The 12,853-nt window shown below is 67.6% G+C and carries 15 protein-coding genes; 11 read left to right on the forward strand and 4 right to left on the reverse strand.

The window, feature by feature from the left end; translation table 11 throughout:
• Nucleotides 1-424: response regulator (locus DMC18_RS21695; protein WP_146218165.1), on the forward strand; the 424-nt coding region annotated here is incomplete at its 5' end.
• A 57-nt stretch (nt 425-481) separates the two neighbouring features.
• Here DMC18_RS21695 and DMC18_RS21700 read toward each other — a convergent pair.
• Nucleotides 482-1,033, reverse strand: a complete 552-nt coding sequence (locus DMC18_RS21700; protein ID WP_110120870.1) for a GNAT family N-acetyltransferase — start codon at nt 1,031-1,033, stop codon at nt 482-484.
• Nucleotides 1,034-1,105: 72 nt separating this feature from the next.
• Between DMC18_RS21700 and DMC18_RS21705 the strand changes: the two genes are divergently transcribed.
• The 8 genes from DMC18_RS21705 to DMC18_RS21745 all read left to right on the forward strand — a co-directional run bounded on the left by DMC18_RS21705 (nt 1,106) and on the right by DMC18_RS21745 (nt 9,320).
• A complete protein-coding gene (locus DMC18_RS21705) occupies nt 1,106-1,486 on the forward strand; it encodes a DUF4440 domain-containing protein (RefSeq protein ID WP_110120869.1) in 381 nt (126 codons plus the stop codon).
• Between the two features lie 698 nt (nt 1,487-2,184).
• The gene (locus DMC18_RS21715; protein WP_146218166.1) at nt 2,185-2,835 is read left to right on the forward strand and encodes a hypothetical protein; all 651 of its coding nucleotides are present in this window, start codon (nt 2,185-2,187) and stop codon (nt 2,833-2,835) included.
• Between the two features lie 6 nt (nt 2,836-2,841).
• Entirely contained in the window at nt 2,842-3,348 is a 507-nt protein-coding gene (locus DMC18_RS21720; RefSeq protein ID WP_146218167.1) for a hypothetical protein, read from the forward strand.
• A gap of 4 nt (nt 3,349-3,352) precedes the next feature.
• Complete coding sequence (locus DMC18_RS21725) at nt 3,353-5,416, forward strand: peptidase domain-containing ABC transporter (protein WP_110120865.1); 2,064 nt, start codon at nt 3,353-3,355, stop codon at nt 5,414-5,416.
• Nucleotides 5,417-5,434: 18 nt separating this feature from the next.
• The gene (locus DMC18_RS21730; RefSeq protein WP_110120864.1) at nt 5,435-5,872 is read left to right on the forward strand and encodes an EF-hand domain-containing protein; all 438 of its coding nucleotides are present in this window, start codon (nt 5,435-5,437) and stop codon (nt 5,870-5,872) included.
• Nucleotides 5,872-6,654, forward strand: coding sequence for a Fic family protein (locus DMC18_RS21735; RefSeq protein WP_110120863.1), 783 nt, complete (start codon nt 5,872-5,874; stop codon nt 6,652-6,654). The genes DMC18_RS21730 and DMC18_RS21735 overlap by 1 nt, the downstream gene beginning before the upstream one ends.
• 84 nt (nt 6,655-6,738) lie before the next feature.
• Nucleotides 6,739-8,925, forward strand: coding sequence for a TonB-dependent receptor domain-containing protein (locus DMC18_RS21740; protein WP_110120862.1), 2,187 nt, complete (start codon nt 6,739-6,741; stop codon nt 8,923-8,925).
• A 23-nt stretch (nt 8,926-8,948) separates the two neighbouring features.
• Nucleotides 8,949-9,320: an EF-hand domain-containing protein gene (locus tag DMC18_RS21745; RefSeq protein ID WP_110120861.1), complete on the forward strand. Its 372-nt coding sequence runs from the start codon at nt 8,949-8,951 to the stop codon at nt 9,318-9,320.
• A gap of 28 nt (nt 9,321-9,348) precedes the next feature.
• Here DMC18_RS21745 and DMC18_RS21750 read toward each other — a convergent pair whose 3' ends face one another.
• Complete coding sequence (locus DMC18_RS21750) at nt 9,349-9,561, reverse strand: hypothetical protein (protein ID WP_110133304.1); 213 nt, start codon at nt 9,559-9,561, stop codon at nt 9,349-9,351.
• A gap of 477 nt (nt 9,562-10,038) precedes the next feature.
• Between DMC18_RS21750 and DMC18_RS21755 the strand changes: the two genes are divergently transcribed.
• Nucleotides 10,039-11,031 carry a cell wall hydrolase gene (locus DMC18_RS21755; RefSeq protein ID WP_370444026.1) on the forward strand — a complete coding sequence of 331 codons (993 nt, stop codon included), beginning with the start codon at nt 10,039-10,041 and terminating at the stop codon, nt 11,029-11,031.
• Here the strand turns inward: DMC18_RS21755 and DMC18_RS21760 are convergent.
• On the reverse strand, nt 10,994-11,791 hold the full coding sequence (locus DMC18_RS21760) for an SDR family oxidoreductase (protein ID WP_110120141.1): 798 nt from the start codon (nt 11,789-11,791) through the stop codon (nt 10,994-10,996). The genes DMC18_RS21755 and DMC18_RS21760 overlap by 38 nt on opposite strands.
• Before the next feature lie 85 nt (nt 11,792-11,876).
• The gene (locus tag DMC18_RS21765; protein WP_110120140.1) at nt 11,877-12,059 is read right to left on the reverse strand and encodes a DUF1508 domain-containing protein; all 183 of its coding nucleotides are present in this window, start codon (nt 12,057-12,059) and stop codon (nt 11,877-11,879) included.
• 145 nt (nt 12,060-12,204) lie between these two features.
• On the opposite strand from DMC18_RS21765, the gene DMC18_RS21770 reads away from it, so the two are divergent.
• Entirely contained in the window at nt 12,205-12,756 is a 552-nt protein-coding gene (locus tag DMC18_RS21770; RefSeq protein ID WP_110120139.1) for a DUF1003 domain-containing protein, read from the forward strand.
• Nucleotides 12,757-12,853: the final 97 nt, after the last annotated feature.

Raw genomic sequence — 12,853 nt, forward strand, 5'->3', positions numbered from 1 at the left:
GGCCGTGGTGGCCGCCGAGCCGCCCAAGCCCCGCGCCGCCCGCGACCTGTCGGGCGCCGGCCGCATCCTGTTCGTCGAGGACGAGGACGCCGTGCGCGGCGTCGCCGCTCGCCTGCTGCGCGCCCGTGGCTACGAGGTGCTGGAGGCCAGCGACGGCGAGGAAGCCCTGGTCATCGCCGAGGAGAACGCCGGCAAGATCGACCTGCTGATCAGCGACGTGATCATGCCCGGCATCGACGGCCCGACCTTGCTCAAGAAGGCCCGCGGCTATCTGGGCAACGCGCCGGTGATGTTCATCTCGGGCTATGCCGAGGCCGAGTTCAGCGACCTGCTCGAAGGCGAGACGGGGGTGACCTTCCTGCCCAAGCCGATCGACATCAAGACCCTGGCGGAGCGGGTGAAGCAGCAGCTTCAGGCGGCGTGAGGCCCTCCCATCCGTAAAATCCCCGCTTTCGCGGGGATTTTACGGGTAGAGGAAGCCTCACCCCCGCCGCAGCAGGACCGTCGGGCTTTCCTTGTAGGTGGTGCGGGTCTGTTCGACGAAGCCGGTCCTGGCCGCCAGGGCCAGGGAGGCGGCGTTGTCGGGGTGGATGATGCAGACGATGGGATCGGCGCCCCAGCGGGTCTCGCCCCAGGCCAGGCCCGCGTTCACGGCCTCTGTTCCAAAGCCCTGGCCGTGCATGCGGCTGGCCAGCACCCAGCCCATCTCCGGCAGGCCTTCGAAGGACGGGGTGATGTCGCGGTGGAAGTCGGCGAAGCCGACCTCGCCGACATAGCGGCCGGTGGCCGTTTCACGCACCGCCCAGTAACCGTAACCGAGCAGGGCCCACAGGCCCCGGGCGCGCAGCAGCCGGGCCCAGCTTTCCTCGCGCGTCGAGGCCCGGCCGCCGACATAGCGATAGACCTCCGGATCGGTCCACATGGCGACGCTGTCGTCGAAGTCGGACAGCTGCGGCGGGCTCAGCGTCAGCCGCGCGGTGACCAGGACGGGCGGGGCGGCGGCGCGAGGGGCGATATCGTCGAGGGGCGGCATCGGGGTCCGGGTTTGCGGAGGAGCGACGGCGCAGCCTATATCGCCGGGCAGCACTAGGGGACCCGCAAGTTCATGACCTCGCCGCAGGACGCCGTCGCCGCCCGCCGCAAGCTCACCAACCGCCTGATAGCGGGCAAGGACGCGGGCCGGCTGGTTCCGTTCTTCCTGCCCGACGCCAAGCTGATCGCCGGCGACGGCTCGCTGCTGCTGGGGCGCGACCAGATCATCGAGGCCTTCGCCGGCCAGTTCGCCGATCGCGACTTCGTCTCCTATGTGCGCACCAGCGAACTGATCGAGCTCGACGCCGACGGGGCGCGGGCGGCCGAGCGCGGGCGCTGGGTGGGGACCTGGAAAGGCGAGGGGGCGACCCAGAGCGGGACGTATCTGGCCACCTGGCGCAAGATCGCCGGGCAATGGGTGATCGAGAACGAACTGTTCGTGACCCTCTCCTGATCCCTCTCCCGCCTTGCGGGGAATGAGGTGATCGACTCGAAGCTCGTGTTGGACCCGGATCCGTCCCCGTTCAGGGAGAGCCGCCCGGTCGCCGTGGCGCCTGCCGGAGGCTCGCGGCGAGGCAGGGGTGCGAAAAAATCGCTCAACCCGTCATGGCGTCCGAGGCGCCTGACGGCGGGTTCGCCGCGGTCGGACGCCGGTCGTGATCGCCTTTGCCGCGCGGCTTGAAAATACAATCTATCCGATTGTTTTTCGGGAAGTTTTGTCGGTGCGACCGCACGCTAGGCCCCGTTCCCGGCGATGCGTCGCTGCGCTCGAAACCGCCTTTGGGGGTCAACGCGCGGTCGTGAGGGGCGGCCAGAATTTCCGCAAAATCCGCTTTCTTATGAGGTTGAGGCATATAAACATACAACTAGCACTTGTCATACCGAGGGTTGTTGCGCTACCGAAAGCAAGCTGGGGTTGTCCCAGTGAACTCAACTAGGGGGTTGTTCTAATGTCCTTGCTGAGCGATGCGCTGCTTTCGGAAGTCAGCGGCGGTTACGATACCAGCACTTGCTACTGGGAAGACTGCTGGACTTACTGCGAAGAATACTACATCGAGTTCGAAGATGGTAGCTCGTACTATGAATTCTGGGGCTACACCGAATGCTACTACTTCATCGGCCCCTGCTAATAGCTGGGTTTGCTTTGGTCTCTTGATCGAGGCTGATGCAAAGGTTCACGGCGCCCTTCGGGGCGCCGTGAACCGGCAGCCTCGCCCGGAAAGCCTGAGTTTCGATGTTGTACGAGTATTTCTCTCCGATGCGGTCGATGACCGGCTTGAACTGGCGGAACTCAGGCGCGCCCTGCTTCCGGCCAGCCTGGATGTCTTCGATCTGCACGAGGGACGCGACTGGATCGGCGCTGACGATTTCCTTCGGTCGTCCGACGCGGCGGGGTTCCCGACGGAAGGGCGCGGGCCGCGTGTGGTCGTCCCGGCCGATCGCCAGGACCTGCTGGACGCCGTCCTGGCGCGGCGCGGCCAGACCGGCGGCGTCTTTCTCGGAGGGCTTGGTCCGTGGCGGGCGTTCTTCGGGAGCGATCGCTGCATGCAACTGACCAAGCGCTGGGCGCTGATGGACGATCCGACCTTCCGCCTGGAGCCGATGGCGACCTTCGCCAACTTCGCTGCTGTCGGTCAGGTTGATCGCACATGGGTTGAGTGGCAGCTATTGGATCGGGCGACCGCCGAGCGTCCGTCTTCCGTCGACGACGTCCTGGCGACCGATCTCGCGCGGGGACTGCCGATCGAGAAGGAACGGGTCGCGGCCTATTTGACCGTTTTGAAGCGGATGCTGGGGGGCTGAGCTTTGGTGAAGTATCGGGAAGCGGCCCTGCTGGGGCGGCGCGGCAGATGGGACCGGACGGCGCGCTTGCAGTCGTTCGACTGGCGCGCTCCCGTCGCCGTGGGGGTCACCGCCGCCCTGGTCGGGTTCCTGCTCACGGGCATAGCGACCTCCAACCAGGTGGTGCTGCCGGTCGACGCCGCCGATCCGCGCGCTTTGACGATCGGCAGGCCCGAGAACACGATCGACATCTTCTTCTTCGGGCGCAACGAGCAGCCCTGCGGCGTGGCGCTGGCCTTCAAGGCCGATCCGGGGATCAAGCCGCTGATCAGCCAGGCGCAGGTGGTTCGGGTGGCGCCCGGGCCGTCGAGCCGCAAGTTCTTCATGGCGAGCGTGGAGCTGGACGGCGACATGGTTCGCCTGTCGCCGAAGGACGTCTGCCTGAAAGCGCCGTTCACGCCGGCGATCATCGAAACGGGCGCGCCCCCGACCAACATCCTGGCGCGACTGATTTCCGGAACGGAGGCGGGATAGGGGCATGGGACGCGACGCGATCTACGTCAATCAGCTCAACGCCGGCGAATGCGGCGTGGCCTGCCTCAACGCGGTGCTGGCCGCGCGAGGCGTTTCGGGCTTCCTCAACCGGGCCCGCTACGAGCGGCTGATCTCGGCCGAGGGCAGCACCCTGCTCGATATCAAGCGGATGGCCGAGGCCGAGGGCATGACCTGCCAGGCCCATTTCGTCGAGCTGGACGAACTGGCCAAGCTGCCGCTGCCGGCCGTGCTGCACTGGAACTTCAACCACTACGTCGTCCTGCTGGAGATCGGCGAGCGCTACGTGATCTTCGATCCGGCGGTCGGGCGCATGCGGCTCGACGCCGAGCAGTTCTCGGCCTCCTTCACCGGCTATTGCCTGGTGTTCCCGGACAAGCCGGCCAGGACGTCGTGGGCTCCGACGCTCCCGCGGCTGCGCCTTCCCGATCTGGTGGTGCTGCCCACCTTCGCGCTGTCGGCCGTCGTTTCGCTGCTGACCGTGTTGCTGGCGGCCTTTCCGGGCCTGCTGTTCCGGTTCCTGAACGCCAGCGCGATCGAGATCATCGCCCTGCTGGTGGTCGTGGCCTTCGCCGGCGTGGCGTTCATCCGCTATCTCTGCGCGCAGATGATCGCCGGCATGCTGGCGCGCGCGGCCGACGCCGCGGGCCGTCGCGAACGGGCCCGGATCACCGAGCGCTTCGAGCAGATTCCCTTCCATGTCGCCGAAGGCGCCGAGGGCGACGAGGTCGCCGGCGTGCTGTCCAAGCGCCTGGCCAATGTCGACCGCGTACTGCGGCTGCGGATGGATCAGCCCGTCTCGCTGTTCCTGATCGCCGTCGTGCTGGCGGCCCTGGTCTATTTCAGTCCCGTCCTGGCGGTGATCGCCGTCGGCGCCTCGATCATCACCGCCGCCACGCGCCTGTTCCTGCAGCGCCGCCAGGAGATGGACGCCAACTACGCCAAGTCGGTCACGGGCTGGGCCCAGGCCGTCCTGCAGGAGAACCTGCGTCACGCCGACACGCTGCGGTCTTCCGGCACGGGCGCTCAGCGCTTCAGCCTCTGGAGGGGGCGGGACGACCATTTCCGGGTTCTGCAGATGGACGGCGCCATCAAGCGCGAGGGCGTCGAGCAACTGGCCGAGCTGATCCGGGCGGCGGCCTATCTCGGCTTCTCGTTCTTCAACGTCTTCGCCGTGGTGCGGGGCGTCTACGGCTGGCCGGTGATGATTTCGGTCGCGGCCCTGTTCCACGTCCTGTTCGACGCCGTGGTCAGGCTGACGGCGGCGCGGGCCGAACTGGCGCGGATCGAGCGCGACAACCTGGCGCTCGACACGCTGTTCCCTGTCTCGGACGAGGCGGCGAGGACCGCCTCCGGCCAGTTCGTCACGCCCGAGGATCCGGAAGTCGCCCTGAGCCTGGAAGGCGTAGCGTTCCGGCGCAATCGAGGCGCGCGCCCGGTCTTCGAGAACCTGGACCTGGCGGTGCGCAAGGGCGAGCGCATCGCCATCGTCGGACGCTCGGGCGCGGGCAAGAGCACCTTGGTGAAGATGCTCGCCGGGCTCTATCCGGCCGATCAGGGCCGGGTCGGGCGCGCCGCCGAGGTCGGCGAGAAGGAGGCGCTGTTCCTGTTCCAGGAAATGGCCGTCTTCAAGGGCTCGATCCTCGAGAACGTCACCAACTTCGCCGCCGAGGCCGACGAGGCCCGGGCCTGGGAGGCGCTCGACAAGATCGGCCTGCGCGCCGTGGTCCAGGCCCTGCCGCTCAAGCTGGAGACGGTGGTTTCGCCGCGCGGGCCGTTGTCGTCGGGCCAGTTGCAGCGGCTGCCCCTGGCCCGCGCGATCTATCTGCGTCCCAAGCTGCTGGTGATGGACGAAAGCACCTCGCACCTGGACGCCGACACCGAGGCCAAGACGATGCTGGCGCTTTGCGAGGTCATTCCGACCATCGTCTACGTCGGACACCGCCCCGGCATCCTGACCTTGATGGACAGGGTGCTGGTCTTGGAGGCCGGGGGGCTGAAACGGCTCGCCAAACCCATGCCCGCCGCGGCCGCGGCGGTCAGAGCGTAAACACCGGGAGATAAGGCAATGAACAAGGCTGTGCGTAACCTCATCGCCGCTGGCGCCGTTCTGCTCTGCCTGGGCGGGGGAGGGGTGTGGGCCCTCACGACCATGGACAAGGGCGTGGCCATCAAGCCGTCGGCCAAGGACACCCGCAAGAACCTCACCAAGATGAACGAGACCCAGGTCCTGGAGTTTGCCAAGACCAGCTTCGTGATGACCGACCGCAACAAGGACGGCTTCATCGAGCAGAGCGAGGCGCCCAAGGCGCGCGTCACGAAGAAGAAGAACGGCGAAGTGGTCAACACCGACACTGGCCCGCAGGTCTGGATCGGCCGCTTCGACAAGAACAAGGACCAGAAGGTCAGCTGGGAGGAGTACCTGGCGAAGGTGCAGTTCCTGGCCAAGAACGGCCGCAAGGAAGAAGACAAGGCCGAGTGCGAGGACTGCAAGCCGATCGTCTGATGCTGCTTTCCTCGCCCATCGGCGCCTTCGTGCGCGAACGGGACGGCTGGTGCTTCGATCCGCGGATCGCGACGCTGGACGTGGACCCGGACCTGGAGATCTATCTCGGCGACCTGCCGGGACGGCTCCAGGCCCTTTCACGCCAGGACGCGCCCGACGACCTCGAGGCGCGGCTGGCTCGGGCGTCCGTCGAGACCAGGCCGCCCCTTCGGACCGCGCCCATGCCGGACTCGCGGGCCAAGGCGCAAAGCCGCGCCGCGCCGCTTTCAAGGCGTCGGGTCGAGCAGGCGCGCCTGCGCGCCGGCCTGCACCGGCTGGAGACCCTCGCGCCGGAACTGGGCGCGCTGCGCACGCGCCGGGTCAGGGTGCTGGAAAAGGGGCCCAAGGGCGGGATCGCCTGCGCGCCGGCCAGGGCGATCCCCGAGCGCCTGAAGGACCTGAGCGCCTTCATCGCTCGTAATCGCCAGCGCTCGTGGCTGCTCACGGCGATATATGCTTACGCGCTGTTCCTTCTGATCCATCCCTACGAGGACGAAAACGGCCGCACGGCGCGCCAGCTCTTCGCCGCCATGCTTCAGGCCGGCGATGACGGCGGGGCGCCGCTGGCGATCTCGTCCGTGATCATCCTGTTCGAAGGTGAGATGTCCGAAAGGATGAGTAATCTCGTGTTCCGCGGTTCGTGGGCGGAGTTCGTCTCCCGCATCAGTGAAATCATGAGGACGTACATAGACTTATCTATCGAAGTAACGATGGGCGACTATGACGATCGCATTGCCGGATAGGGGTGTCATGGGGCGTGTCTGCTTTTGCTTTAATTGGAACACAATCTAAGGTCACAGTAATCGCGTAAAAGTTGGGGGCTTTACATGTCGCTGCATGGACGTTCGCGCGTGCTGTGCGTCTCGGCCTGCGGCCTGGTCGCGGCCAACATCGCTTTGGCCACGGCGGCTCACGCCCAGGCGCCGAGCCCGCCGGCCAAGCCAGCCAAACCGGCGCAGTCTGACCCCGCCGCGGTCTCCGGCCTGGTGGTCGAGGCCGCCAAGCCGCCGGCCAATCGCGCCGACCGGCAGACCTATGACATCAGAAACGACCAGGACGCGCAGAACGGCACGGCGGCGGACGCGCTGAACAAGATCCCCGGCGTGTCGGTCAATTCCGAGGGGGGGATCTCCCTGCGCGGCGACAGCAACGTCAAGGTGCTGATCAACGGCCGCGAGACCGCGATGGTCAAGGGCGAGAACCGGGCCCTGACGCTGCAGAGCATGAGCGGCGCGGCGATCAGCTCGATCGAGGTCATGACCAATCCGTCGGCGCAGTTCGGCGCGGACGGCTCCGGCGGCATCATCAACATCGTCACCCGCCGCGACGCGCCGCTGGGCGGCGGCGGTTCGGCGCGCCTGAACCTCGGCGAGGAAGGGCGCTACAACACCGCCCTGGTCGGCTCCTACAACACCGGCGCGGTGACCTACAATCTGACGGCCAACGCCCAGCGCAGCGGCAACGACACCGACAGCAGTTCGGACCGGAACAACATCAACGCCCTGACGGGCGCCTCCACGCGCCTGGCGAGCCGCAACCGCAACAGCGCCGACATCGAGAGCTTCACCGTGACCGGCGGCGCCGACGTCCGCTATTCCGACACCGGCACGCTCGGCGGCGAATTCACCTTGGCCCGCCGCCAGGTCGATTTCGCGATCGACGGCGACACCAGCGTCTATGGCGCAGGCGACGTGCTGGCCAGCCGGTACGACCGGGTCTCGCGCAGCCACACCTCGCGGCGCGACCTCTCGGCCGCCCTCTACTGGGACCTGAAGGGCGACCTGACCGGCGAAGGCCTGAAGATCAACCTGACCTTCAGCCGCAGCCTGGACGACAACGAGCAGGCCTATGTCTCGACCTACAGCCTGCCCGTCGGCCGTCTTCCGTCGTCCAACCGCAACTACCGCGACAACGAGATCGAGATCCTGGGCTTCACCGGCGACTACACCCAGGTCGTCGGGGCGGGCGAACTGAAGACCGGCTGGTCGATCCAGCGGGAGGACGGCCAGCTGGAGACCCGGTTCTACGTGCTGGACCCGTCGAGCGGCGCGCCGACGCTGAACACCGCGCTCTCGAACCGCTTCGACTACACCCAGACCGTCGGCGCCGGCTACGTCACCTACGAGCGGCCGCTGGGCGACAAGTGGCTGGTGATGGCCGGCCTGCGCGCGGAGGGAACGGACCTCGACCTGCGCCAGACCACCACCGGGGTCACGCGCGCCGACGACTACGCCAACCTCTTTCCCAGCCTGCACTTCACCTATGTGGTCTCGCCGGACGCGCGCTGGCGCTTTTCCTACGCCAAGCGCATCGAGCGCCCCAAGCCGCAGGATCTGAACCCGTTCATCGTCTATCGCGACGCCCAGAACTGGACCTCCGGCGCCAGCGATCTGGAGCCGCAGATCAGCCACGGCTTCGAGGCGGGGTACGAATACGGCCGCGGCCAGACCAACTACGCCCTGCGCGCCTTCTATCGCCGGACCAGCGACCTGATCGCCAATGTCAGCCAGATCATCGACGACACCATCGTGCTGACCACGAAGGACAATCAGGGCTCGATGACCTCGCTGGGCCTCGAGGCCTCGCTGGGGCTGCGGCCCATCCGGTCGGTCTCGCTGAACCTGTCGACGACGATCTACGAGGCGAAGATCCGCTCGTCGAACCTCGCAGGAGCGTTCGAGCGCTCGGCCCTGGTCGCCGAATACAAGATCAACGCCTCCTACCGCCTGGACCGCAAAAGCTCGCTGTCGCTGTTCATCTCCTCGCAGGGCAAGCGGCTGACGCGCGAGGAGGAGGTGCGGCCGATCATCATCAGCAGCCTGTCCTACCGGCGCGAGCTCGCGCCGCGGTGGGCGCTGAGCGCGAGCCTGCAAAATCCGCTTCTGCAACAGAAGTGGACCTCGCGCACCACCTCCGACGTGCTGCGCGACCGCACGGTCCGCAGCGATCCCGGCACGACCTTCTACATCGGTCTCACCCGCACCCTGGGCGGCCGCCCCGCCGGCCGCACCTGACGCCAACCCACAGGAGTTCGCCCATGTCCAAACCCGTCGCTTCGATCCTGGCCGCCGTCCTGACGCTCGCTCCGTTCACGACGGCGCTGGCCCAGCCCGAGGGCGCCACGCCCGCCACGCCGCGCCGCATCGACCTCAAGTCGCTGTCTCCCGAGGCCCTGGACAAGTTCCTGAAGGAGAGCTTCCAGCGCACCGACAAGAACGGCGACGGCTTCATCGACTACAGCGAGGCGCCGGAGAAGCGCGTCACCAAGACCAAGAACGGCCAGACCATGTCCGAGACGGGCGGCAAGGATCTCTGGATCGCCGACTACGACGAGAACAAGGACAAGAAGGTCTCGTGGGACGAATACCGCAAGTTCACCGTCGCCATGGTGAAGCGGGCCCCCCGCTGAAGCCCGGCGGGCGGGGCGGGAGCGGGCGTCAGCGCCGCTTCTTCGGCGCGGGCTTGGAGGCGGCGTCTACGACAGCGCCAGCGCCGGCCCCCACGACCGCGCCCACCGGGCCGGCGACGACCGCGCCGGCGATGGCGCCGGTGGCCGCGCGCTGTTCCATGTTGTGGCCGCAGGCCGAGGCGAGGGCGCCCAGGGCGAGGATCGCGGCCAGGCGCGGGACGTGCGGCGTGAGACGGGTCATGGGGCTTTCCGAACGGCGAATTTACCGCACGGGTTAACGGTGAGGCTTGGTCGGGGTTCCGACAGAGCCGAACGAACACGTCGAAAATCCCGCTGCTGCGGCGTTTTCTCGCGCGTCGAGGTTTTTCCTGTGAATCAAAGTGTTAATAGCGCGCGAAGCCAAAAAGCCGGGCAAAATCAATGCCGCAGTGCAGCATGCGCTTGCGACTCGGTCATAGTTCGGTCATAAGGCGAGGCATAAGCAGGATCTCGACCTTATTGCGAACGGTCGAACCTCGCTTCCAGACCGGCCCGATAGTGCTTTTTCCGGGTGTCTTGGAAGTGTTTTTGTCGGGGGGCCGGAGCGCCCTCGTCGCGCAGGACGCAAGTTTTGTTTATCAAGTCGCAGACGTGCGCTGACGCGCGCGGGCTGATCGGCGCCGTTTTGGTTGGATCCGTCACGGGTCTGGCCTTGGGTGGCGTCTATCTGGCGGGGGGCATGGCCCAGACCGCCTCTCAGCACGCTCGCGTTACGCGCCTGGCCGACGGCGCCGCCGGAAGTTATTCCGAAGCGGCGCTGCATCAGGCCGCGTCTCGCATGGACGCCGGGGCGCTCGCCATCGCCCGCCGCCATGACCCCTATACCGTCGCCGGCGACGCCCAGCGCGACCGCCAGGCTTCCCTGCTCGCCGCCCGCCTTCAGAGCGGCGGCGAAAAGTCCGACGACCAACCGCTCCTGCTGCGCGCCAGCCTCGGCGGAGCGTTCAGCCCGGCCGCCGCGCCGTTCCACCTGACCAGCGCCCTCGAAAGCTCGCGCGAACTCGAGTGCCTGGCCCAGGCGGTCTATTACGAAGCCCGGGGCGAGACGCCCAGCGGCCAGGCCGCGGTGGCTCAAGTAGTCTTAAACCGCGTACGCCACCCTTCGTTCCCCAAGTCGATCTGCGGCGTCGTGTTCCAGGGCGCCTACGCCCGCACCGGCTGCCAGTTCAGCTTCGCCTGCGACGGCTCCATGCGCAGCCCGCACGAGCGCGGCGCCTGGAACCGGGCCAAGAAGGTCGCCTCGCGCGCCCTGGCCGGCACGGTGATGTCCGAGGTCGGTTCGGCCACCCACTTCCACACCACGGGCGTCGCCCCCAACTGGGGTCCGCGCCTGATGCGCGTCGCCCAGGTCGGCATGCACGTCTTCTACCGCTTCGGCGGCCGCGCCGGCGCGCCGGGGGCCTTCACCGGCCAGCCGCGCCCCTCGACCGTGGACGACCTGCCCGACGCGCCCGTCCTGACCAGCCTGCCGCAAGCCCCCACGGCCGACGGCAAGTCGGTGATCTACGTCGCCAGCGCGCTTTCCGTCGCCAAGACGGTCGAGGGCGGCATGGGCGGTCCGGAAAAGGTCGGCCCCGAGCCGGCTTCGGCCCCGGCCATGCATCCGACCAAGACCGGCGCCGACAAGTCCGACGTCAGGCCGGTTGCGGTTGCGACCGGAGCCGGTTCCTGAGGAACCCGGGGGCCAGGCGGGCCATGAACCGCATCTGCCTGGCCCGCTTTCCCACCAGATAATAGAGCTCGCGGCCGTGCGCGGCCTGCCACACCGTCTGCGCCGCCTCGTCGACGCCGTAGACGGGCATGCCGCTTTTGCGCAGCTCCTCGCCCATGTCGATGTTCTTGCCCGGCTGGGAGTTGTGCAGGATCGGCGTCTCGACGAACCACGGCATGACGCAGGCCACGCCCACGCCGTGGGGCGCGAACTCGGCGTCCAGCGCTTCGGAGAGGCCCCGCACCGCGAACTTGGTGGCCGAATAGACCGCCAGGCCCGGCGCGCCATAGATCCCCGCGCACGAAGCCATGTTGAGCAGCCGCCCGCCGCCGGGCGTCGCCTTCAGGAAGGGCAGGCCGGCCCGCGCGCCGTTGATCACGCCGCGAATGTTGACCGCCAGCATCAGGTCGTCGCCCTCGGGATCGATCTCGGCGAAGGCCCCGAAGCGGGCGACGCCGGCGTTGTTGAACAGCACGTCCAGCCGTCCGCCCGAGCGGGACGTGAAGGCCGCGAGCGCCGGGGTCCAGGCCTCGCGGTCGCGGACGTCGAGCGGGTGGACCGAGGCGTCGTCGACACCGATCTCGGCCTGGGCGCGGGCCAGGCCCGCTTCGTCGATGTCGGACAGGCCGACCAGCCAGCCTTCGCGGGCGAAGCGCCGGGCGCTGGCCAGGCCGATGCCGCTGGCCGCCCCGGTGATGAAGATCGCCTTGCGCGCCGCCATGGCCGTCTCCCCGTCGTTGTTGATTATCGCCGATCAGACAGCGACCGACGGGGAGGGGTCAAGATGACTTGGAGTTTTAGGGGGATCAGTCGTCGCTCTGGTCGTCGGTCTCGGCCGGCGGACCGTTCTTCTTGATCGACTCGATGGCGTTCTTGGCGCCGGCCTTCGAGGAATAACCCTCGGTCCAGAAGATGTTCTCGCTGTTGTAGACGAAGTAGGCGACGAACTCGCCGGCCTTGTTCTTCTTGATCACGAACTTATGGGCCATCTGGAACTCCCACGATGATGGCGGGCCGTTGGTCGGCCAGCCGACGGAGGCGAGCCTCGCGCTCCGGATGCGTTGGTGTCAACCGCGTTGCCGTGACGCTCGGGGCGCCGGATGATGCCGCTCGCACCAAGCAGGCGGGATCTCGATGAGCGCGGAAAAACTGGACCACCTCTCGCGCACCCTGCTGGGCGGGTCCTATGGCGATCTCACCGAAGTCCAGCGCAGCGTCATCGACCTGATCGCCGCCGAGGCCCCGACCGCCGTCGCGCCGAGCCTGCGCGAAAAGGAGGGGACCTATTGGGAGCGGCTGGCCGACAAGGTGGCGGCGATCGGCGGCTCCTGGGGCTTCATCGGCAGCTTCTCGGCCATCCTGGCGGCCTGGGTGATCCTGAACCTGGCCCTGATGCCGTTCCACAAGGCCTTCGATCCCTATCCCTTCATCTTCCTGAATCTGGTGCTGTCGACCCTGGCGGCGATCCAGGCCCCGATCATCATGATGAGCCAGAACCGCCAGGCCACGAAGGACCGCGAGGCGGCCGAGCACGACTATGTCGTCAACCTGCGGGCCGAGCTGGAGATCATGCGCCTGCACGACAAGCTGGACGCCCTGCGGGTGGCCGAGCTGTCGGAGATGGCGCGGGCCAATGCGGTTTGCCTGGACGAGCTGCGGGCCGAGGTTAGGGCGTTGCGGGGCTAACCCCCTCCCGTAAAATCCCCGCGAAAGCGGGGACCCAGGCTTTTTCTGAAACCCGCGGCGCTCGACGATAAAACACCTGGGTCCCCGCTTTCGCGGG

This window comes from Caulobacter sp. D5, from assembly GCF_003185805.1.
GTDB lineage: Bacteria > Pseudomonadota > Alphaproteobacteria > Caulobacterales > Caulobacteraceae > Caulobacter.